This is a genomic window from Faecalibacterium duncaniae (genome assembly GCF_010509575.1).
GTDB classification, from domain to species: domain Bacteria; phylum Bacillota; class Clostridia; order Oscillospirales; family Ruminococcaceae; genus Faecalibacterium; species Faecalibacterium duncaniae.
Window position 1 is genome coordinate 3,071,124 of sequence record NZ_CP048437.1, and the last position, 21,071, is coordinate 3,092,194.

A 21,071-nucleotide genomic window follows, 5' to 3' on the forward strand; every position below is an offset into this window, starting at 1 on the left:
GCTTCGTGTTTTGTATCGGGGGGTTACAGCTCCTGATAGGCGCTCATCATGGCGGGGATGAATTGCTTTTTGCGGCTGACCACGCCGGGCAGCGTCCAGCTGCCGTCGGCAGCGGGCCGGCTCTCAAAGCCGTTGCTCAACACCTCGGCGGCGTAGCGGCCGGTGCAGATGACCACGCTCTCCTCCTTGGGCACATCGGTCAGCAGCATGTAGAGGTCCTCCACGTTCTGCTTGTTGCGGGCCTCCTCCAGATAAGGCTGGAGCAGCGCCTGGGCGGCCTGCAGGTTTTTGCGGGTCATGTAGCTGCCCTGCGCCACGCCAAAGCGGATATCGCCGCACATGAACACCTTGAAGTCCTGCAAAAAGACCTCTTCGGGGGTCTTGCCGTCCAGTTTTTCACCAGCCTCGAACATTTCGGTGGAAAACTCTTCGATATCCACGCCTGCGATCTTGGCCAGACGTTTGGCGGCGTTTTCATCCACGGGGGTGCAGGTGGGGCTGCGGAAGGCCAGCGTATCCGAGAGGATGGCCGCCAGCAGCAGGCCCGCGATCTGGGGCGGGATGTCCACACCGTTTTCATCGTACATCTGGGTGATGATGGTGGCGGTGCAGCCCACGGGCTGGTTGCGGAAGTAGACCGGCCCGCTGGTCTCCAGACTGCCGATGCGGTGGTGGTCAATGATCTCCAGGATCTCGGCCTGATCAAAGCCCTCCACGGCCTGGGTGGCCTCGTTGTGGTCCACCAGAATGATGCGCCGCTTGCGCAGGGCAATGACGTTGCGGCGGCTGACCATGCCGCAGTATTTGCCTTCCTCATCGAGGATGGGGAAATAGCGGTGGCGCACCTTTGCCATCACCCGCAGCACATCGGCCACGGGGGTGACGAGGGTGAATTTGAGGATGTTGTCCCGGGTCATATAATAGGAGATGGGGGCGCACTGGCTGATGAGCTTGCCCGCCGCGTAGGTATCCACGGGGGTGGTCATAATGGCAACGCCGGTCTCATCGGCAATGCGCTGGATGGTGCGGCCCACCTTGGCCCCATTGCAGATGATGAGCAGGGAGGCTTCCTTTTCAATGGCGCAGAGCTGGCTTTCGTACCGGTTGCTCAGAATGACGATATCCCCCTTTTCCACGCTGCTTTCCAGCATCTCGGGGGTGGCGGTGCCGATCTTGATGTGGCCGGTGGTGCAGACCGCGTCGGCATTGCCCACCACCATGGTGCCGTTCAGCGTTTCAAGGATGTTCTTATAAGAGGTACGGCTCTTGGCCAGCACAGCGGTATCGAACACGTCCATGTTGGCGGTGGCAAGATCCTTCACGGTGATGATGCCCTCCAGCTCGTTGTCCGCGCTGGTGATGGACAGGGTGTCGATCTGCTGGTCGCGCATGATCTTCCATGCGCGGCGCAGGCTGGTGGAGCCCGGGATGCCCGGCATCTCGCGGTAATCCACGTCCCGGATCTTGGGGTTCACGTCGGTGCACATCCGGGGCGGCGTGACACCGAATTTTTTCAGGACGAACTCGGTCTCCTGATTCATTTTACCGGCACGGCGCGGCTCGCAGACCAGCGTGCTGGTGCGGTTTTTGAGCTCCGCATAGGCAATGGCGGAGCAGATGGAATCGGTATCGGGGTTGCGGTGCCCGATGACCACGACCTTGTGTGCTTCTTTTGGCATAGGTTGTTCCCCTCTCTGGGTCAGATTCATTTACCTTCCGAACGGCCCCATACCCCAAACCACCGGGCACGGCTGCCAGCTACATTTTAACACAACCGGCCCCGGGGGTAAAGGCGGCAGATATCTTTTTCTTGACAGCGCCCCAAAAATCATCTATTCTTGACCTGAATTTTTTTTCTCTTTGGAGGTCACCCCATGAAAAAGCTGTTCCGCGCCCTTTCCCTCTGCCTGACGCTGGCCCTGTGCGTGTCCGGCAGCACCGCCGTGCTGGCCGAGGCTCCCGCCGCCACGCCCGCCCCCCAGGACGAACGTGTCATCACCGATGTAAGCCCCCTTGAGGATCAGATCCGCAACATCGTCGGCTTTACCACCAGCACCGGCGGCCCCTACGATTTTGAGCAGGCCGATCATAAATCTGCCGTGCAGGCCTACGGTGCAGAACCCGCCGAGGGTGTCGTGGCCCTGCTGCGCATCTACGCCCGGGCCGAGGACCGGGGCGATGCCTCCATCAATTCCAGCGGCCACTCCTTCCTCTCGGTGCGGAACGTCTCTGACCATGACATCGAGGTGGGCGGCCTGCGGATCGTGCCCAACACCGAGATGACCTTCAGCCCCCGCGGCAACCGCTGGGAACACACCGGCATCTGGTACAATCTGGAGGGCTACTACAAGCGCTATCTGGCCGATTCCTACTACCAGAACATCTATGCTGTCCAGACCTCACTGGATCAGAGCCAGCTGGACGTGGTCAACCGCAACCTTGCCAAATCTGACCACTGGTCGGCCTACTTCAACTGCGCCGCCTTTACCGAGAGCATGTGGAACGCTGTCTGCGCCGACACCCTTTCCGCCGGGCAGCCCTACACCCCGGAGAACCTGCGGAACGACATTCTGGCCAAGTACGGCGATCTGGCCGCGTACAATCCCCAGGTCCCCTACGACTACATTGTTTATTACGGCACCAGCCTGACCCCCAGCAAAGAGTTTGCCTGATTTCCGGGTTTGTTGGATACAACATCTTGATTTTCACGTCATTCCGCGCTATCATGGGTGTGTTTGAATCCACGCGCCAAGGGAGGACACCATGACAGACGCATCGACCACATCAAGACCGCTGTTCAACCGTCAACAGCTCATCTCACTTTTCCTGCCGCTGGTGGCAGAGCAGGCCCTCAGCATCTCCATCGGTCTGGCGGACACCCTGATGGTCTCCTCGGTGGGCGAAGCCGCCGTTTCGGGCGTGAGCCTGGTGGACTCCTTCAATGTGCTGATGATCCAGCTGCTCAGCGCACTGGCCACCGGCGGCGCGGTGGTCGCCAGCCAGTACATCGGCCACCGGGAGCCCAAACGGGCCAAGGCCAGCGCCGCACAGATCATGTTCATTATGATCTCGCTCAGCGTGGTCACCGCCGTCATCGTGGCGGTGGGACGGCACGCCATCCTGCGGGGCATCTTCGGCTCCATTGACGCGGATGTGATGCGCTACGCCGAGACCTATTTCCTGCTCTCGGCCCTGAGCTATCCTTTTATTGGCGTGTACAACGCCGGTGCGGCCCTGTTCCGCGCCCAGGGCAACAGTAAGATCAGTATGCTTTCCAGCCTGGTGATGAACGTGGTGAACATTGGCGGCAACGCCATCCTGATCTACCGGTTCGGCATGGGCGTGATGGGTGCGGCCACCGCCAGCCTCGTGAGCCGGATGATCGCCTGCTTCACCGTGATGTTCCTGCTGCAGAAGCCGGACTGTGCGCTGCGCATCGACCACCTCACCGACCTGAAGCCTGACCTCGACCTCATCAAGCGCATCCTGAAAGTCGGCATCCCCGCCGGCATCGAGAACGGCATGTTCCAGATCGGCAAGCTGTCGGTCTCCAGCCTGACCAGCACGCTGGGCACCGCCGCCATTGCCGCAAACGCCGTGGCAGGCAACATCTCCAGCTTCCTGAACGTGCCCGCCTCCGCCGTTGGCATCGGCGCGCTGACCGTTGTGGGCCAGTGTCTGGGTGCCGGGGAAAAGGTGCAGGCCAAGCGCTATTCTCGCCTGCTGCTCCTGACCGCCTACGCCGGGGACTGGCTGATGAACCTTTCCGGCCTGTTCTTCCTGAACAAGCTGGCGCTCTCCTGGTTCAACCTCTCGCCGGATGCCTACGGCATGGCGCTGGAGCTGATGGTCTGGTTCAACGCTGTATCGCTGATCCTGTGGCCCTCCAGCTTCACCCTGCCCAACATCCTGCGCGCCGCCGGAGATGCCGCCTTTACCATGACGGTCAGCGTCATCTCCATGTGGGTGTTCCGGGTGGCCTTCTGCTACCTGATGGTGCTCAAGTTCCACTGCGGCCTGCTGTTCATCTGGATTGGCATGTTCCTGGATTGGGCCATGCGCTCGCTGTTCTTCTGCGTCCGCTTTGTCCACGGCAGGTGGATGGAACAAAAGGTGATCTGAGTTTCCGTATATCCGGCCCTCTCCACCATTGCAGTTTTGGCGGGGAGGGCCTTTTTGTGCAGGAAACCCGCATCCTGTCTCGTATCAATAGGCAGAAGCTTCTCTCCCCTGCATCCGCTTCCCCAAAGCATACCAAATTCCACGCGGATGTGTTCACGATTTTGTCAGCTTTTTGTCTTGTTTTCTTCGTCTTTGCGCGGTATAATCATACGCTGCAAAGAACTTTAGACGGGGCTGCGGCCCCCATTCCAGAAAAGGAAGTGTGTTCCATGCGCAACTGGTTTTCCCGCCATCCCGTTTCGTTCATGGCGTTTTATCTCCTGTTTTACCTTTCGGCGTTCCATTGGCTCGAAGTCCATATTGCCGTGCCCGATGTTCTGGTGCACTGCCATCTGGACGACCTGATCCCCTTTTGCAAATATGCCATCGTGCCCTACTTTGCGTGGTTTTTGTGGATCCCGTTCACCCTGTTCTACCTGCTGTGGAAAGCGCCCCGGGCCGACTTCTGGCGGCTCTGCCTGCCCCTGTTTGCGGGCATGACCATTGCGCTGGCCTGCTATGTCATCCTGCCCACCGGGCTGGATCTGCGGCCCTACCGGGTATACGGCAGCGACCTCTTTGCTCAGGCCGTGCGGATGCTCTATGCCACCGACACGCCCCTCAACGTCTGCCCCTCCATCCATGTGTTCAACTCGGTCACCCTGATGATGGCCTACTACCGCAGCCGCATCTTTGAAACGCCGGGCCGCCGCTGGATGCGGCCTGCTTCGGCGGTACTGTGTATGTCCATCATTGCGTCCACCGTTCTGCTCAAGCAACACAGCTGCATTGATGTATTGCTGGGCATCCTCCTGGCCATGGCGCTGGATACCGGCATGACCGCACTGGAACGCAGCGACGCAAGAGCCTTGCAGCGGCTGTGAATCCACATAGAAAAAACGCCTCTGTCGGCCGACAGAGGCGTTTTTGCATTTTGGGGCATTACGGAGCCGGAGCAGTGAACTCTTTCAGGTGCGCTGTATCCAGCTCTTCGGCATCTTTGGCCGCTGATGTATAGGAAATTTTCAGATATTTCAGGGCTGTATCGTTTGCCAGCAATTTTTTGCAGGTTTCCGTATCAAACGTGATGTTGTTGGTCAGATCCAGCCAGATCAGCTGCGGCATCTGGGTCAGGGGAGTATAATCCATGTCCTTGTAGGCTTCCTGTGCACCCTGAGAGAGAGACATACTCAGATACTGCACACTGCTCTCCGCCAGCGGGGCAAAGCTGTCGATCTCCGGCCCTTGGCACAGCTGCAGAAAGCTCAGATTTTCCATCTGCTTCAGCGGTTCCAGCGAACCGATCCGGGTCACGTCCAGTCTCAGGACCCGCAAGTCAGCTCCGGCCAGCTGGGTCAGATCGACCTCACTGCCGGTGATCCACAGCATCTTCAGCGACTTCATCTGCGCCAGCGCCGAAAGGTCGGAGACATTGGAATCCGCCCGGATCCCGTCACTGCCATACTTCAGCTCTACCACAGAATCCAGCTTTGCAAAGGTCGGGAATGCGCTGCTCTCCACACTGGGCACACTCAAAAGCATCAGATTTTTGCATTCCTCCAGACCTGTCAGATCTGTAATGGGTGGGGCTCCCCTTCTATTATTGACCGACAATACCTGCAAGCTGTCAAAATGCCGCAGGTCTGCCAGAGAGGTCACCGGATCATACGTTCCCTCTACGCTGACTGCGCAGGCTGCCAGCTGCTCATTGCTGTTGACGTTTCTTCCAATGTCCACCCCATCCGGTGCATCTTTGACGATGAGATCCCCTACGCCGGTTCCGGAATTTATCGAGACCCGCTGATAATCCCAGACATCGCTGTGATAGATATCTCCCTTCGGGCGGTCAAGCCATTTCCGGACGTGCTTTTCCATCACAGGGTCCTGCCACTCAATGACATAATCCTCCCCATGCTCGGCGTGACTGGCCGGAACCGTAAGTGTCGTCTGCTGAACGAAAACATCCTGCATTTCCGAACGGAAAGGTCCCGGTCTCAGATTCAAAGAGCCTGCACATGCGCTGAACAAAAGCATTGCACAGATCAACAAACTCGACGCTTTTAACATTTTACGCATAACAGGCTCCTTTCTGTTTCAGCAAAATCTCTAGTTATATTCTACCATAGATTGTTTTTTTGTAAAGAAAAAACCCACGATCTTTGCACAGGCATGGCAAAAATCGTGGGTTTGCTTAAAACAGATTTTCCGGCAGGTAGATATCCTGCTTGGGCACCTTGTCCCAGGAAAAGTCTGGGATCAGGCTTTCCGGGGTGCGGGGAGCCGGTTCAGGTTGGAGACCATAGGCAAAGGCAAGCCTGCCCACGATCTCTTCCGCCGTATACTTTGCCCGGAGATTTTCCAGGCTCTGGTCGCCGTCCCGTTTGGACAGGCGGCGGCCATCGGGAGCCAGCAGGAGCGGGCAATGGGCAAACTTTGGGGCGGGCAGGCCCAGCAGACGGTAGAGGTAAAGCTGCCGCGCGGTCGAAGAGAGCAGGTCCGCGCCCCGCACCACCTCCGTGACCCCCATCCGGGCATCATCCACCACCACAGCCAGCTGGTAGGCAAACACGCCATCGGCGCGGCGGAGGTAGAAATCCCCGCAGTCGCGGAGCAGGTTCTCGGTGTGGGGGCCCATACAGCCATCGGTGAAGGTGATGTCCTCGTCAGGCACCATGAGACGGTAGGCCGGGGCTTTCTTTTTGCGCTTTTCGGCGATCTGCTCCGCCGTCAGCCCCCGGCAGGTGCCGGGATAGATCACATTGCCGTCGGAGGTGTGGGGTGCACTGGCGGCATGGAGCTGGGCACGGGAGCAGAAACAGGGGTAAACAAGGCCCTGTGCTTCCAGTTTGTTATAGCTCTCGGTGTAGATGGCGGCGCACTCGCTCTGGTAATAGGGGCCGTTGGGGCCGCCGCTGCTGCCGCCCTCGTCCCAGACAAGGCCCAGCCAGCGCAGGTCCTCTTCCAGTGCGTCGGCATATTTGCGGGGGCAGCGCTCGGCATCCAGATCCTCAATGCGCAGAACGATGCGCCCGCCCTGACTTCTGGCGCTGAGCCAGGCCAGCAGGCTGCAGGCCAGATTGCCCAGATGCAGCCGCCCGCTGGGGCTGGGGGCAAAGCGCCCGGTCACAGCGCTCACAGGCCCAGCTTCCACTCGCCGTCCACAGGCTGGGAGATGGGCGTGTTATAGAACTCGGCCACGGCCTTTGCCATGTACTCGGCATCCTTGCAGCTGGCGGTCTCCATTGCGGAATGCATGGCCAGCTGTGCCAGACCGATATCCACCATGGGGATCAGGATCTGGTGGCCCAGCAGGTTGCCCAGCGTGGAGCCGCCGGGAACATCCGCGCGGTTTGCGGCCACCTGCACCGGCACACCGGCCTTTTTGCAGATCTCGGCAAAGGCAGCGCCGGTAAAGCCGCTGGTGGTGTAGGTCTGGCGGGCATTGTACTTCAGCAGCACACCGCCGCCCATGACCGCCACATTGGCGGGATCGCTCTTTTCGGGGTGGTTGGGGTGGGTGGCGTGGCCATTGTCGGCGCTCAGCAGCAGGCTGTTGGTGCAGGCACGGATGCTCTGCTCCCGGGTGACCCCCAGCTTTTCCTCAATGCGGGCCAGCACATTGGCCATCAGGGTGCCCTGTGCGCCCTGCCGGCTGGAGGAGCCCACCTCCTCGTTGTCGAACATGACCCACATGTCGCCCCGGCCTTCCTCCTCGCCGCGGCCCTGCAGGAAGCCCCACAGGGTGGTGTAGGCGCATTCCAGGTCATCGATGCGGCCGGACATGAAGTATTCGCCCTTCAGGCCCACGCGCTCGGCCTTTTCGCGGGTGCAGAGCACCAAGTCAGCGTCCACGATGTCCTCAGCCTTGACCCCGGCCTCCTCAGCCAGAGCATCCCGCAGGGTGGAGCCTGCCTCACCAAAGATGGGCTGCAGATCCACCTGAGGGTTGTACTTCATGCCGTTGTTCAGGTCATGGTTGAAGTGGATGCAGAGGTTGGGGATGACAGCCAGCGCCCGGTCGGGGTGGAGCAGCAGGCTCCGGATGCCGTTCTCCGTGCGGACCAGAATGCGGCCCGCCACGCTCAGGGGACGGTCCAGCCAGGTGGGCATGATCATGCCGCCGTAGCCCTCGGTCTCCGCCTTGGCAAAGACTGCGTCCTTGCCGCCGTCCAGCTGCTTGATGCGCCAGGTGGGAGAATCGCTGTGGCTGGCGGTGACATGCCAGCCGGTCAGCTCGCCCTTGGGCATCCGCCATGCCAGCACGGCAGAGCCGTTGCGGGTGGTGTAATATCTGCCGCCGGGCACCAGCTCCCAGGCTGCGCTCTCGGGGCAGTTCTGGTAGCCGTTTTCCTCCAGGAGCTTCACAGCCGCAGCCGTGGAGTGGAAGGCGCTGACACCGGCGTTCAGAAAGTCGAAGAGACCTTCGACGGAAAAGGTGTTATTCTGCATTTTATGTTCTCCTTTATTTTTAGGTTATCCATTGCTAAACCTCTCCGTCATTGCTTCGCAATGCCACCTTTCTTGGCTCCCCTGTTAGGGGAGCTGTCGCCGCAGGCGACTGAGAGGTTTCGCCACAATTATACCGTTTCTCTTATCAAAATGCAATCACACCGGGGCCATCTCGGCAAGCTGCTGTTCAAGCGCATGGCGGAGCTGGGCGGCGTGCAGGCCGCAGACCAGCTGGACCCGGGTGCCCTGCACCACAAGACCTTTATGGGGCAGAGAGAGCAGAGCCCCCATATCCAGCAGCGAGGCATCCCGCACCGTGAGCCGGAGGCGGGTGAAGCAGTTTCCCAGCTGGGCGATGTTCTCCGGCCCACCCAGCGCGGCGATAAACCGGCACACCTCCTGCGGGTCGGCGTACGGGGACTGGTCTGCGGAAAGGGCTGCTTCCCGGCCCGGGGTGGGCAGATCCTTTGCCTTGATGAGGACGCTGAACACGGCAAAGTAGGTCAGGGTCTCCGCAAGGCCCAGCAGATAGAGCAGCGGCATGTTCTGCAGCTGCTCCCCGGCGCTCAGGTTGAACACCAGCGACCCCAGCAGGTTGGAGGTAAAGGCCCGGACATGCAGGACATGGAGCAGCACCATAAAGCCGCCCGTAATGACCGCATGGGCCACCCAGAGCAGGGGCGAAACGAAGCAGAACAGAAAATCAATGGGCTCGGTGATGGAGGCCACCGAGGCCGTGACCGCCAGCGGGATCATAGCGGCGGCGGTACGGGCACGGTTCTCCCTGCGGGCCGTGAAGATGAAGGCCGCTGCAATGCCCAGATAGCCAAAGGTCTTTGTGAATCCGGTGTACATCCAGACGATGCCGTCCGAGAGGGGCAGACCCATGGTGTACTCGGTCATGCAGACGGCGTAAGCGCCTGTGTAGGTCACAGAGCCTACGGTCAGGCTGCCGCCCAGCGAAGAGAACTGGAAGGGCATATAGATGAGGTGATGCAGGCCGGTGGGGATGAGCAGCCGTTCCAGAAAGCCGTAAAGGAACACACCCGCGTTCCCTGAAGCCGCGATCCAGCCCGTGAGGGCGCTGACCGCCCGCTGCAGCGGCGGGCAGACAAAGCAGAACCCCAGCCCCAGTGCCACCGCCAGCGCCGACAGCCACAAAAACGACCACCGCAGGCCCGAATAGAGCTGGGTGATCATGCCATAAAACTGCTTTTCGCAGGTGCGGTTGAAGAGCCACGCCGCCGCAAAGCCCAGCACGATGCCGCTTGCCACGCCGGTGTCCACCACCTGAATGCCCAGAATGGTGGTCTGGCCCGTGCCCGCAAGGCCGGTCATCCCGTTCGGCTGGGCAAGCAGTCCCAGCGCTTCCAGCGCGGTGTGGTTGGCTGTGAGGAACACAAGGTAGGCCATCAGCGCCAGCAGGGCGGCATCCTGCTTTTCGGTTTTGGCGCGCACGGCAGCCACCCCCACGCAGAGAATGACGCTGAGGTTGTTGATGAGCACCATCATCCCGTTGTAAAGCAGCTGCCCTATCAGCTGCAGCGGAGCCCACTGCAGCACCGGCAGCGCCTGACACAAGGGCTTGCTGGTGAGCAGCGCTCCCAGCACCAGCAGCAGGCCCGCCGCCGAAAGATAAGACAGCGGCGACAGCAGCGACTGTGAAAAGCGTTCCAGCCGCCGCAGAAATTTCTGCATCCGTTTCTCCCCCTTTTTCCGGTTCTTCACCCGTTTCTCCCAGTTTGACCATGGCCGGATTATACGCGCCAGCGCAAAAAATGTCAATCCCGCCCGACTGAGAAAAAAACGACAAAAGTTTGTATAGTTTGCACAGCCGGGGTGAAAAATCGTCCTGCGCACGCCGATTGACAACAGCCCGGCAGAACAGTATACTAGAAATGTACCAGAGCAGTTTCTCCGGCAGATGGGCCGGAACACGATAAAAGGAGGCTTTCCTATGATTCGCAAGCGTATTCTTTCCCTGCTGGTCTGCGCCGCCCTGCTGTGCGGCGTGCTGGCAGGCTGCAGCACCTCTTCCGGCAGCACTGCCGCTTCCAGCTCTTCCGCTTCTGCAAGCGAGAGCATCCCCTCTTCCACCGTGACCGCCGACACCGGCAAGGTGGGCCCGCTGGACGCAGACGAGAACTCCCTGTTCTCCCTCTCTGACCCGGACGATGCCTTTGCCCCCTGCCTCGGCTGGGGCCCCGGCGTGTCCGGCTGCTCGCTGAAATCCGTCATTGCGGCGGCTTCCCTGCTGAAATGGGCCGATGGCTGCAACATGAGCATCCAGCCGGTCAGCGACATCAAAGATGCCTATACCCAGTGGTTCGACAGCCTGAGCGCCGATGACCAGCAGAGCTTTGCCGATGCCTGGCCGCTCATCAAGGCCGATGCCGAGACCCTGCTGACCGACAAGGACAGCATGACCGGCCGCATCGAGGATGCCGGTCTGGATGCCAAAGAGCTGCCCGGCTGTTCCGAGGAAAACTGGAAATCCCTGGCCGATGTCATTGACGTACTGGTCCCGGCTTCCAGCGAGTATTGATCGTTCCGTCTGCCCCTGAATGCAAGAGACATAAAAATAAGCCCGACGTTGTCGGGCTTATTTTTATGTTCAGATCTTCTTCAGGGTGTACTGGCGGGTGCCCATGCCGATCTTTTCGGCCTGCTCCAGCGTTGCCTTCCACTCGACATTGGGGTTGGAATCCTTGAAGTTGTCGTGGTGGCAGTTCCAGCCGGGCTTTGCAAGGTTCTGGCCCAGCTGGCTGTTGGGCAGGGGCTGTGCGTTCAGGCAGGCATCGGCACAGGCCTGATCCAGCGCCACGGGGTCAAAGGAGGCGAACATGCCGATATCCGGCAGGATGGGGGCATCGTTCTCGCCGTGGCAGTCACAGTTGGGGCTGATATCCTGCACCAGACTGATGTGGAAGCAGGGGCGGTCTGCACAGACGGCGGCGGCGTACTCTGCCATCTTGCGGTCCAGCTCCTCGTTGGCGCTGCTGTCGATGGAATAGATGGCATCGAAGTTGCAGGCACCGATGCAGCGGCCGCAGCCCTTGCACTTTTCGTAATCAATGACCGCCTTGTTGTTCTCATTGTAGCGGATGGCATCGGAGCCGCACTCCTTAGCGCAGCGGTGGCAGCCGCGGCAGAGCTCCTCCTGCACGGCGGGCTTACCGGAGGAGTGCTGCTCCATCTTGCCCGCACGGGAACCGCAGCCCATGCCGATGTTCTTGATGGCTCCGCCGAAACCGGTCGCTTCGTGGCCCTTGAAGTGGGTCAGGCTGATGAAGATGTCGGCATCCATAATGGCGCGGCCGATCTTGGCGGTCTTGCAGTATTCGCCGTTGGGCACGGGCACCTCAAGCTCATCGGTACCGCGCAGGCCATCGCCAATGATGATCTGGCAGCCGGTGGTCATGGGCCAGAAGCCGTTTTCCTGCGCGCAGCTCAGGTGCTCCAGCGCGTTCTTACGGCTGCCCGGGTACAGCGTGTTGCAGTCGGTCAGGAAGGGCTGCCCCCCCCTGCTCCTTGCACAGGTCTGCCACTACCTTGGCGTAGTTCGGGCGCAGGAAAGCCAGGTTGCCCAGCTCGCCAAAGTGCATCTTGATGGCCACGAACTTGCCGTCCATATCAATGCTCTTGATGCCCGCCGCAATGCACAGGCGGCGCAGTTTTTCGGTCAGGCTGGTGCCCACAGGACACCGGAAGTCGGTGTAATATACAGTCGATGCTTCCATAGGGATCTCCTCCGTTTTTGACAATTTCAGGCGCGGCACTTTCCCGCTGCCGGGTTCTCTCTTTATGGCTCCAGTATAGCACAAGGCCGGGGCCGGTGCAATTGCCCCAGGGCGCAAAAAAGCCGCCCGGGCGGGCGGCTGGGGGGTTGGGAGGGATTTACGCAATGGCGGTGATAGCGGCCACAGCCAGGACGATTAGGCCCAGCACGATGCGGTAGAGGCCGAAGAACTTGAAGTTATGGCGCTTGACGTAATCCATCAGGAAGCGGATAGCGGCAAGGCTGACCACAAAGGCGACCACGCAACCCACCACGAGGACAGCGATCTCGGTGCCGGTCATCGCAGCGCCGGAGAGGACGAACTTGACCACCTTGAGCAGGGACGCGCCCGCCATAACCGGGATGGCGAGGAAGAAGGTGAACTCGGCCACGCAGGCACGGGACAGACCCAGCAGCAGGCCGCCCACGATGGTGGCACCGGAGCGGGAGGTGCCGGGGATGATGGCCAGCATCTGCCACACGCCAACGATGAAGGCTTCGCGGTAGGTGATCTGTTCCAGCCGGGTGACATGCGGGGCGGTGCGGCGGTTCTCCACAAGGATGAAGAGGACACCGTACAGGATCAGCATGGCGGCGACCGTGATGTAATTGTAGAAGCGGGTCTCAAACCAGTCGTCCAGCGGGCTGATGATGAGCACCGGGATGGTGGCGGCCACCACCTTGAACCAGAGCTGCCAGACGGCAGGTTTGGAGCAGACGCGGCCATGGCGCAGGCCGAAGGGCCAGAGCTTATTCCAGAACAGCACCACCACAGCCAGAATGGCACCCAGCTGGATGACCACGCGGAACATGGACATAAACTCCTCGCTGGCGTTGAACTTGACCACCTGCTCCACCAGGATCATGTGACCGGTGGACGAGATGGGCAGCCACTCGGTAATGCCCTCCACAATGCCCATCAGGATGGCTTTCAGTATTTCAAGAAACATGGGTTCTCCTCCCTGCAAAGCGGCACAGGCGCTCTGCACACATTCAGATTGGGTTCGCTTTCCAGTATATCATATTCTGAGAGCCTGCGCACGAAAAATCACAAATTTTATATAGGAGCGCTGTCTGCTTTTTCTGTATTTATCTGCCGCCGGAAATATGCTATACTGGACACAACGCTTTTCCCGGTGTTTCCTTCTGACGCGGAATGCCGGGCCAGATAAAAACAGATTTTGAACAATGAGGTGACATCCATGAATATTCTGGTGATCGGCTGCGACCAGGTGGGCGCGGCACTGGTGCGGGATCTGGAACGCATCGGCCATGATATTTCCCTGATCGAAAAGGACCCCGAGCAGCTCAAGCGGCTGGACAGCTTTGATGATTATTCCTTTGGCGGCACGGCCCTTGTGGGCGACCCCACCGATCCCGACATCCTCAAGCAGGGCGGCGTGGAGAACTGCGACGCTGTGGCCGCCGTGAGCGAGGATGACTCCGTGAACCTGATGGCTGCACAGATCGCAAAGAACATCTTCCGGCGCGAAAAGGTCATCTGCCGCGTCTCTGACCCGCATTTGCAGGTGCTCTACCACAAGACCTACGAGCTGGACACGATCTGCCCCACCATCCTGACAGAGCAGGCAGTGTTCCGTGCGCTGGCGAAGTGAGGTTTTATCCCAAAATAGTTTTACCCAAAGTAATACGAGGTGTCAATATGAAAGTTTGTATTGCAGGCGGCGGGCGTGTTGGGCGGTATCTGGCCCAGAGCCTGCTGACGAACCACCATTCGGTGGTCATCATTGAACCCATCGAGGCCCAGTGCCGGATGCTGGCAGATTCGCTGGACATCCCCGTGATCTGCGGCGATTCCATCAGCGTGGACACCCTGCGCACCGCCGATGTTGGCAGCTGCAACGCCTTTGTGGCCGTGACCGGCTCGGATGAGGACAACCTCGTGGCCTGTCAGATCGCCAAGCGGGAGTTCGGCGTGGACCGCACCGTGGCCCGGGCCTCCAACCCGAAAAACCGGGAGCTGCTGCACACCTTAGGCGTGGACACCGTGGTCTGCGGCACCGACAACCTGAGCCACATTCTGGAACGGGAGATCGAGACGGATACCATCCGCCAGCTGCTCAGCCTGGGCGGCGGCACGGCCAGCCTGAACGAGATCCTGCTGCCCGAGAACTTCAAGTTTGCGGGCAAGGCCATCATGGATGTGCCCATTCCCGGCGATGCCATTCTGGTCAGCATCACCCGCGACACCGAGTTCATCATCCCCCACGGCAACACCGTTCTGCTGCCCTGGGACCGCATCCTGGTGCTGACGCAGGACGATACCTTGCACCTGCTGACCGATGCCTGGGAGCTGAACAGCAAGTGACGGAGCGGGAGCTGCGCCGCACGGCGCTCATCATCCCGCCCCGGGGCCGGGCTGTGCTCTGCTGCTGGGCCGCCATCCCGGGCCTGTTGGCGGCTCCCTTTGTGTTCTGGCAGAGCCTGCCTGCCGGGGTGGTGTTCTGCCTGCTCTGGGCCGCACTGGTGGCGGTGGTGTACCAGCGCGCCTGCAGCTATGCCGCCGCGCTGGGCGCGGAGACCCTGACGGTGTACTCCGGCATCGTCTTCCCGCTGCGGCGGGCGATCCGATGCAGGGCCGTAACAGGGCTGTTCCAGCTGCGCACGCCGCTGCTCCGGCTGGCAGGGGTATCGGTGGTCGTCATCACGGCACCGGGCACGCGGCTTATTTTACCGGCGGTCCCGGCAGAGCAGGCCGCTGCCCTCACCCATGCCCTTGCGGAGGAGATCCGATGAATGAACGCCGCCTGCACCCCTTTACCGTCCTGCGGTTTCTGCGCAAGACGCTGGTGGTCTATCTGCTGCCGCTGGTTCAGGTGCTGTTTGAGCGGAACTGGACAGCCCTGCACACGGCTCTGCGGCAGGATGCGCTGCTGTTCCTCTTACTCTGCGCAGTGAGCTGGGGCATCCTGCGTGTGAGCAGCTGGAGCATGGATGACACCGGAGTCTTTCATCTGTACTGGCGGCTGGGCATCCGGCTGGATCGTGCCCTGCGGGGCGAGATGCTGGCGGCACTGACCATCGACCGGCCCCTGCTCTACCGGATGGCCGGGGCAAGCCGCCTGACCCTTTACCCGGTGGGCGCGGTGCAAAAGCACACCCTTTCGGTCTGCCTGCCCAAAGCCGATGCCGAGGCGGTGGCAGACCAGCTGATGCCTCTAGTAAATCCTACCCTGCACCGGCCCGCCGGAGGGGAACGGGCGGCACTGGGCTTTCTGGGGGCCAACGGCCTCTCCACGCTGGCCCTGTTCGTGCTGGCCGTACGCCAGACCCGGGATGTTCCGGACTGGAACCCTGCCGTTTTTGCCCAGATCCAGGTGAACTTTCTGGCCCAATTCGCGGCGCGGTGGCTCCCTGCAGGCGCGGCGTGGCTGCTGGCGGCCGCAGGCTTTCTGCTGGGGGCCAGCCTGATGCGCAGCTTTGCCCAGACCGTGCACTACACTGTCTGGCACACGGCCGACCAGATCGGCAGCCGGGGCGGCTGGCTGGGGCACTTCGAGTGCCGGGTGCGGACAAGCGAGATCAGCTTTGCAGATGTCCGCATCTCCCCCGCCGCCCGGCTGATGAAACGCTGGCCGGTCTTTGTAACCGCGGGCGGCTGCTCCCCCGAGCTGCCGCTGTTCGTCTACCGCAGCGGCGAGGAGGCATTGTTCCGGGAGCTGCTGCCGGAGTTCCGGATGCCGCCTGACCTGCTGGCCCGCACCGAGCAGCGCAGTCTCATCTTTTTTGCACCGGCAGGCATTCCCTTTGCCCTCTGCCTCCTGCTGACGCTGGTCTCGGCCACAGTGCTGCCCCAGCTGACCGTGACCCTGCTCATCCCCACGCTCTTCTTTGGGGCACTGCTGGCCGGGGCCGCGGCCGGCTACCGACGGGAGGGCCTCTGGCTGCGGGAGGGCCGCATGACCCTGCGGCGGCAGCAGGGGCTCTACCTGCACTGCATCTGTGTGTTTCACCCGGATGTCTGCCTGACCGCAGCACAAAGCCCCTGGGCTGCCAGCGTTGGCCGCACCAACCTGACCCTGACCTTTCCCGGCTGGGTAAAGCTCAAGGTGAGGAGCGTGCCGCTGCGGGATGCGGAGAATTTTTTCAGATTTATGGAAACGAATTAAACCTCTCAGCCGCCGATCGGCGACAGCTCTCCCAATAGGGGGAGTCCTTGGCATAAAGATAAAGCTATTTGTTTTTAGGGGAAGTAAAATTGTTATGATTCATACGGTATTATTTGATTTGGACGGCACTTTGCTGAACACCATCGATGACCTGGCCGATGCAGGCAACTGGGTGTGCGCACAGCACGGGTGGCCGGAGTTTACGGTGGAGCAGTTCAAGCACATGGTGGGCAACGGCATCCCGAAGCTCGTGGAGCGGTTTTCGCCCGCCGATGCCCGCACACCGGAGCAGCTGGCCGCTACGCTGGCGGAGTTTACCGCCCGGTACGATGCCCACAAGGAGGACAAGACCGCGCCTTACCCGGGCATTGCTGCCCTCATTGACGCGCTGAACACCGCGGGCGTGCAGTGCGCAGTGTTCTCCAACAAGGCTGACCCGCTGTGCGGCAAGATCATCGAGCATTATTTCGGGGCAGGTCGGTTTGTTCTGGTGCGGGGCAGCCGCCCGGGCGTGCCCACCAAGCCCGACCCCACCGGTGTTTACAGCCTGATGCAGGACCTGCACGCAGACCCTGCCAGCACCCTGTTTGTGGGCGACAGCGATGTAGATATCCTGACCGGGCACAATGCCGGTCTACCTGCCATGGGGGCGCTGTGGGGCTTCCGGGGCCGCGCAGAACTGACTGCTGCCGGAGCCGATGCACTGGCCGGCGTGCCTGAGGATATTTTAGAATACGTTAGAACACATTAAAGGAACGACCCTCTCCGGTGCTGTGAAGCACGGACGGAGAGGGCCGATTTTTATTTGCAGACTGTTCACAGGATGTTTCTTGCATAAATTCCCCTGTTTTCCTATAATATAGTTCCTATTTGAAACAATTGAGAAACGGAGGACTTGCCCCCATGGCAGCTGAAAAGAAAACTTCCCCCAACGTAGAGAGCCGCCTGCGCCACAACATCCTGAAAATGCCCCAGGAGGTGTATGCCGCCAGCGGCATCGTCATCAACGGGCGGCGGCTGAAAAGCTTTGTATTCACCACCGACCTTGCCATCATCCGCAACTGCGACGCGGACGCGGTGTTCGCGGTCTATCCTTTCACGCCACAGCAGGCCATCAGCGATGCCATCATCAAGGCATCCTACATCCCGGTGTTCTGCGGTGTGGGCGGCGGCACCACCCATGGCGTGCGCACCCTGAACCTTGCCCGCGACGTGGAGAGCCAGGGTGCCATGGGCGTGGTGCTCAATTCCCCCATCTCTGACCTGAACCTGCTGGCGGTCTCGCGGGTGGTGGACATCCCGGTCATCATCACAGTAACAAAAGAGAACACCAACATCCAGAGCCGCATTGATTCCGGGGCATCCATCCTGAATGTGGCCTGCAGCACCGACACGCCCCGGGTGGTGGCAAAGATCCGGGAGCAGTTCCCGGATGTGCCCATCATCGCCAGCGGCGGCAAAACCGGCGAGAGCATTTCCGCCACCATTGCGGCGGGTGCCAACGCCATTACCTACACGCCGCCCTCTCCGGCTGTGCTGTTCAAGGAAATGATGGAGAAATATCGGGAATGATTTACGCAAGACGCTGTAACTTTTTTCTGTTACAGCGTCTTTTTTACGCCATGAAAGGAGATATTTCAGAAATTTTTGAATTTTTGCGAAATAATTGTTGACAAATCGCGGTCGATTGGCTATAATAATAAAGCACTGTTCAAGTGCACAAAATAAATATGGCGGTATAGCTCAGTTGGCTAGAGCATTCGGTTCATACCCGAAGTGTCACCGGTTCAAATCCAGTTACCGCTACCACGTTACAGAGTTTCGCTAAGATAAGGGGGACGGTCGTCCGCAGTAGTGGATGATGGATGTCGGAGGTTTTAGCGAAGCTCTGTGTTTTTGAGGCCCGTTGGTCAAGCGGTTAAGACACGGCCCTTTCACGGCTGTAACATGGGTTCGATTCCCGTACGGGTCACCAAAAAGCTTCTGATTGAAAAATCAGGAGCTTTTTTCTTTTTGTTTTTTCTACACAACAAAACCCCGCCGTCTGCATCACGCGGACGGCGGGGTTTTCAACATTTTATGAGTGCTTTGTGGAAAAGCTCAGGCTCAGCCCTTCTTGTGGGTAGGAACCATAACTTCCAGGCCGCCCATGTAGGGCTGCAGCACCTTGGGGATGGTCACGGAGCCATCGGCCTGCAGATGATTCTCCAGGAAGGCGATCAGCATACGCGGAGGAGCCACGCAGGTGTTGTTCAGGGTGTGGGCCAGATAGGTCTTGCCGTCCTTGCCCTTGACGCGGATGTGCAGGCGGCGTGCCTGTGCATCGCCCAGGTTGGAGCAGGAGCAGACCTCGAAGTACTTCTGCTGGCGGGGGCTCCAGGCCTCGATATCGCAGCTCTTGACCTTCAGGTCAGCCAGATCGCCGGAGCAGCAGTTCAGCTGGCGCACGGGGATCTCCATGCTGCGGAACAGCTCCACAGAGTTCTTCCAGAGCTTCTCGTACCAGTCGGCGCTCTCCTCGGGACGGCAGACCACGATCATCTCCTGCTTCTCGAACTGATGGATGCGGTAGATGCCGCGCTCCTCGATGCCGTGTGCGCCCTTCTCCTTGCGGAAGCAGGGGCTGTAGGAGGTCAGGGTCAGGGGCAGAGTTGCCTCGTCCAGGGTCTGGTCGATGAAGCGGCCGATCATGGTGTGCTCACTGGTACCGATCAGGTACAGATCCTCGCCCTCGATCTTGTACATCATGGCATCCATTTCGGGGAAGGACATCACGCCCTGCACCACGTTGCCGTGCATCATAAAGGGAGGAATGACATAGGTGAAGCCCTTGTCGATCATAAAGTCGCGGGCATAAGCCAGCACAGCCTCGTGCAGGCGGGCAATGTTGCCCAGCAGGTAGTAGAAGCCATTGCCGGCAACGCGGCCTGCAGCATCCATATCGATGCCGTCAAAGCTCTCCATGATCTCGGTGTGGTACGGGATGGGGAAATCGGGCACCACAGGCTCGCCAAAGCGCTGAGCCTCCACGTTGTAGGTGTCATCGGGGCCGATGGGCACGCTGGGGTCGATCATCTGGGGGATGGTGTACATGATCTCCTGGATGCGGTCAGCCAGCTTGGCTTCCTCGGCTTCCAGCTCTGCCATCTTGTCCGCGTCGGCCTTGACGGCGGCATTGTTGGCATCGATCTGTGCCTGCAGCTGGGCCTTCTGGGCCTCATCGGTGCACTTCTTCAGCTGACCGAACAGGGGGCCGTTGGCCTTGCTCAGCTTGTTGCGGGCAGCCTTCAGGCTCTCAACTTCCTTCAGGCACTCGCGGTACTTTGCGTCCTTCTCGATGACTTCATCCACCAGAGGGAGCTTGGCATCCTGGAACTTCTTCTTGATGTTTTCCTTGACAGCATCCGGGTTGTCACGGACAAATTTGATATCAAGCATGATTTACTCTCCTTACTCTATTTCGGTTCGCATGGGGCGGGTAAGCCCTTTCCCATGCCGTTCAAAGGCGGCGTGCGCCTTAGATCGCTATGTTTTTCTTCTCGGGCAGGCTTGCCTTCGTACAACCTCTCAGTCGGGCTTGCGCCCGCCAGCTCCCCTAGCAGGGGAGCCTCTGGCGTATACGAAAAGCTTCCATCGGCTGCCAAGGCCCCTCCTACTGGGCAACAACAATGACGGAGAGGTTTAATCCTCAACCTGATATTGCCCTAATAAGTTTGCAAAAGCCTTCAGCTGCTCATCTGAGTAGAAATGGACGGTCAGCTTGCCCTTGCCGTCGTGGTAGGCCACATTGACCTCACTGCCCAGTGCCTGCTTCAGGCTCTCCTCCACCTCCACAGGCAGGGTGCCGCGCGGGGCGGGCTCCACAGGCTCTTTGGGGGGCTTGGCCAGCTTTTTGCACAGGGCCTCTGCCTGCCGGACATTCAGCTCATGGTCGGCAATGATCTGTGCCGCCTGCTCCTGCAGCTCCGGGGTGGGCAGGCCCAGCACCACCTTTGCGTGGCCGGTGGTGAGGAAACCGCCCTTCAGCAGCTCCAACACCGTTTCGGGCAGGTTGAGCAGACGCAGGCTGTTGGCCAGCGCACTGCGGCTCTTGCCCAGTTTGCGGGCGGCCTGCTCCTGGGTCAGGTCACAGCGGGTCATCAGCTCCCGGATGCCCAGTGCTTCTTCCACCGGGTCCAGATCCTCGCGCTGAAGGTTTTCCACCAGCGCCAGCTCCATGGCCTGCTCATCTGTGACATCCTTCACGACGACAGGAGCCTCGGTCAGGCCCGCCATCCGGCAGGCACGCCAACGGCGCTCACCGGCCACGATGAGATAGCGGTCCACCCCGTGGGGCCGCACCGCGATGGGCTGCAGCAAACCGTGCTCTGAGATGCTGGCCGCCAGCTCTGCCAGCGTTTCCTCATCAAAGGTCTTGCGGGGCTGGGCCGGGTCCGGCTCGATCTCCCGCAGGGGCAGTGTCTCGATCCGGTTATCGGACTCAAAACTGGGGGCTGTGTCCTCAAACAGACTTTCCAGGCCCCGGCCCAGTCCTCCTCTTTTTTTTGCCATAG

At 60.2% G+C, this 21,071-nt stretch carries 18 protein-coding genes, 2 tRNA genes and 1 pseudogene; 12 read left to right on the plus strand and 9 right to left on the minus strand.

All coding sequences use genetic code 11. The annotated features are described in order from the left end of the window. Positions 1 to 23 precede the first annotated feature (23 nt). Entirely contained in the window at positions 24 to 1,679 is a 1,656-nt protein-coding gene (locus GXM22_RS14835; RefSeq protein WP_035393258.1) for a putative manganese-dependent inorganic diphosphatase, read from the minus strand. 195 nt (positions 1,680 to 1,874) lie between these two features. Here GXM22_RS14835 and GXM22_RS14840 point away from each other — a divergent pair, with 195 nt between their 5' ends. From GXM22_RS14840 to GXM22_RS14850, 3 genes are all read left to right on the plus strand, one after another. Then, entirely contained in the window at positions 1,875 to 2,672 is a 798-nt protein-coding gene (locus GXM22_RS14840; protein ID WP_005929216.1) for a hypothetical protein, read from the plus strand. A gap of 91 nt (positions 2,673 to 2,763) precedes the next feature. Beyond that, entirely contained in the window at positions 2,764 to 4,122 is a 1,359-nt protein-coding gene (locus tag GXM22_RS14845; protein WP_005929215.1) for an MATE family efflux transporter, read from the plus strand. Positions 4,123 to 4,391: 269 nt separating this feature from the next. Further along, complete coding sequence (locus GXM22_RS14850; protein ID WP_035393256.1) at positions 4,392 to 5,045, plus strand: phosphatase PAP2 family protein; 654 nt, start codon at positions 4,392 to 4,394, stop codon at positions 5,043 to 5,045. A 58-nt stretch (positions 5,046 to 5,103) separates the two neighbouring features. On the opposite strand, the gene GXM22_RS14855 is transcribed toward GXM22_RS14850, so the two are convergent. The 4 genes from GXM22_RS14855 to GXM22_RS14870 all read right to left on the minus strand — a co-directional run bounded on the left by GXM22_RS14855 (position 5,104) and on the right by GXM22_RS14870 (position 10,308). Continuing rightward, a complete protein-coding gene (locus GXM22_RS14855; RefSeq protein WP_005929212.1) occupies positions 5,104 to 6,132 on the minus strand; it encodes a leucine-rich repeat domain-containing protein in 1,029 nt (342 codons plus the stop codon). Between the two features lie 220 nt (positions 6,133 to 6,352). After that, positions 6,353 to 7,297, minus strand: a complete 945-nt coding sequence (gene gluQRS, locus GXM22_RS14860; RefSeq protein WP_005929210.1) for a tRNA glutamyl-Q(34) synthetase GluQRS — start codon at positions 7,295 to 7,297, stop codon at positions 6,353 to 6,355. Next, positions 7,294 to 8,610: a M18 family aminopeptidase gene (locus tag GXM22_RS14865; RefSeq protein ID WP_005929208.1), complete on the minus strand. Its 1,317-nt coding sequence runs from the start codon at positions 8,608 to 8,610 to the stop codon at positions 7,294 to 7,296. The genes gluQRS and GXM22_RS14865 overlap by 4 nt, the downstream gene beginning before the upstream one ends. Positions 8,611 to 8,766: 156 nt before the next feature. After that, complete coding sequence (locus GXM22_RS14870) at positions 8,767 to 10,308, minus strand: PTS transporter subunit EIIC (RefSeq protein ID WP_035393466.1); 1,542 nt, start codon at positions 10,306 to 10,308, stop codon at positions 8,767 to 8,769. A gap of 259 nt (positions 10,309 to 10,567) precedes the next feature. Between GXM22_RS14870 and GXM22_RS14875 the strand changes: the two genes are divergently transcribed. Continuing rightward, positions 10,568 to 11,155 carry a hypothetical protein gene (locus GXM22_RS14875; RefSeq protein ID WP_099357268.1) on the plus strand — a complete coding sequence of 196 codons (588 nt, stop codon included), beginning with the start codon at positions 10,568 to 10,570 and terminating at the stop codon, positions 11,153 to 11,155. A gap of 69 nt (positions 11,156 to 11,224) precedes the next feature. Here the strand turns inward: GXM22_RS14875 and GXM22_RS14880 are convergent. Continuing rightward, positions 11,225 to 12,350 (minus strand): annotated as a pseudogene (locus tag GXM22_RS14880) (DUF362 domain-containing protein). A 157-nt stretch (positions 12,351 to 12,507) separates the two neighbouring features. Continuing rightward, positions 12,508 to 13,338, minus strand: a complete 831-nt coding sequence (locus tag GXM22_RS14885) for an undecaprenyl-diphosphate phosphatase (RefSeq protein WP_005929199.1) — start codon at positions 13,336 to 13,338, stop codon at positions 12,508 to 12,510. Between the two features lie 252 nt (positions 13,339 to 13,590). On the opposite strand from GXM22_RS14885, the gene GXM22_RS14890 reads away from it, so the two are divergent. The 8 genes from GXM22_RS14890 to GXM22_RS14925 all read left to right on the plus strand — a co-directional run bounded on the left by GXM22_RS14890 (position 13,591) and on the right by GXM22_RS14925 (position 18,493). Continuing rightward, complete coding sequence (locus GXM22_RS14890; RefSeq protein WP_005929195.1) at positions 13,591 to 14,004, plus strand: potassium channel family protein; 414 nt, start codon at positions 13,591 to 13,593, stop codon at positions 14,002 to 14,004. Positions 14,005 to 14,051: 47 nt separating this feature from the next. Beyond that, on the plus strand, positions 14,052 to 14,717 hold the full coding sequence (locus GXM22_RS14895; RefSeq protein ID WP_005929193.1) for a potassium channel family protein: 666 nt from the start codon (positions 14,052 to 14,054) through the stop codon (positions 14,715 to 14,717). Then, entirely contained in the window at positions 14,714 to 15,145 is a 432-nt protein-coding gene (locus GXM22_RS14900) for a hypothetical protein (RefSeq protein WP_005929191.1), read from the plus strand. Before GXM22_RS14895 ends, GXM22_RS14900 begins: the two co-directional genes overlap by 4 nt. Further along, positions 15,142 to 16,518: a YdbT family protein gene (locus GXM22_RS14905; RefSeq protein ID WP_005929189.1), complete on the plus strand. Its 1,377-nt coding sequence runs from the start codon at positions 15,142 to 15,144 to the stop codon at positions 16,516 to 16,518. Before GXM22_RS14900 ends, GXM22_RS14905 begins: the two co-directional genes overlap by 4 nt. Before the next feature lie 94 nt (positions 16,519 to 16,612). After that, complete coding sequence (locus GXM22_RS14910) at positions 16,613 to 17,269, plus strand: HAD family hydrolase (RefSeq protein ID WP_005929188.1); 657 nt, start codon at positions 16,613 to 16,615, stop codon at positions 17,267 to 17,269. Between the two features lie 152 nt (positions 17,270 to 17,421). Next, positions 17,422 to 18,090, plus strand: coding sequence for a hypothetical protein (locus GXM22_RS14915; RefSeq protein ID WP_005929187.1), 669 nt, complete (start codon positions 17,422 to 17,424; stop codon positions 18,088 to 18,090). 160 nt (positions 18,091 to 18,250) lie between these two features. After that, positions 18,251 to 18,327, plus strand: a tRNA-Met gene (locus GXM22_RS14920). 91 nt (positions 18,328 to 18,418) lie between these two features. Next, positions 18,419 to 18,493: transfer RNA gene (locus GXM22_RS14925), tRNA-Glu, on the plus strand. A gap of 131 nt (positions 18,494 to 18,624) precedes the next feature. Here the strand turns inward: GXM22_RS14925 and serS are convergent. Together serS and GXM22_RS14935 are read right to left on the minus strand one after the other, a co-directional pair. Further along, positions 18,625 to 19,956: a serine--tRNA ligase gene (gene serS, locus GXM22_RS14930; RefSeq protein ID WP_005929185.1), complete on the minus strand. Its 1,332-nt coding sequence runs from the start codon at positions 19,954 to 19,956 to the stop codon at positions 18,625 to 18,627. Between the two features lie 243 nt (positions 19,957 to 20,199). Beyond that, complete coding sequence (locus GXM22_RS14935) at positions 20,200 to 21,069, minus strand: ParB/RepB/Spo0J family partition protein (RefSeq protein WP_097773098.1); 870 nt, start codon at positions 21,067 to 21,069, stop codon at positions 20,200 to 20,202. Between the last annotated feature and the right edge of the window lie 2 nt (positions 21,070 to 21,071).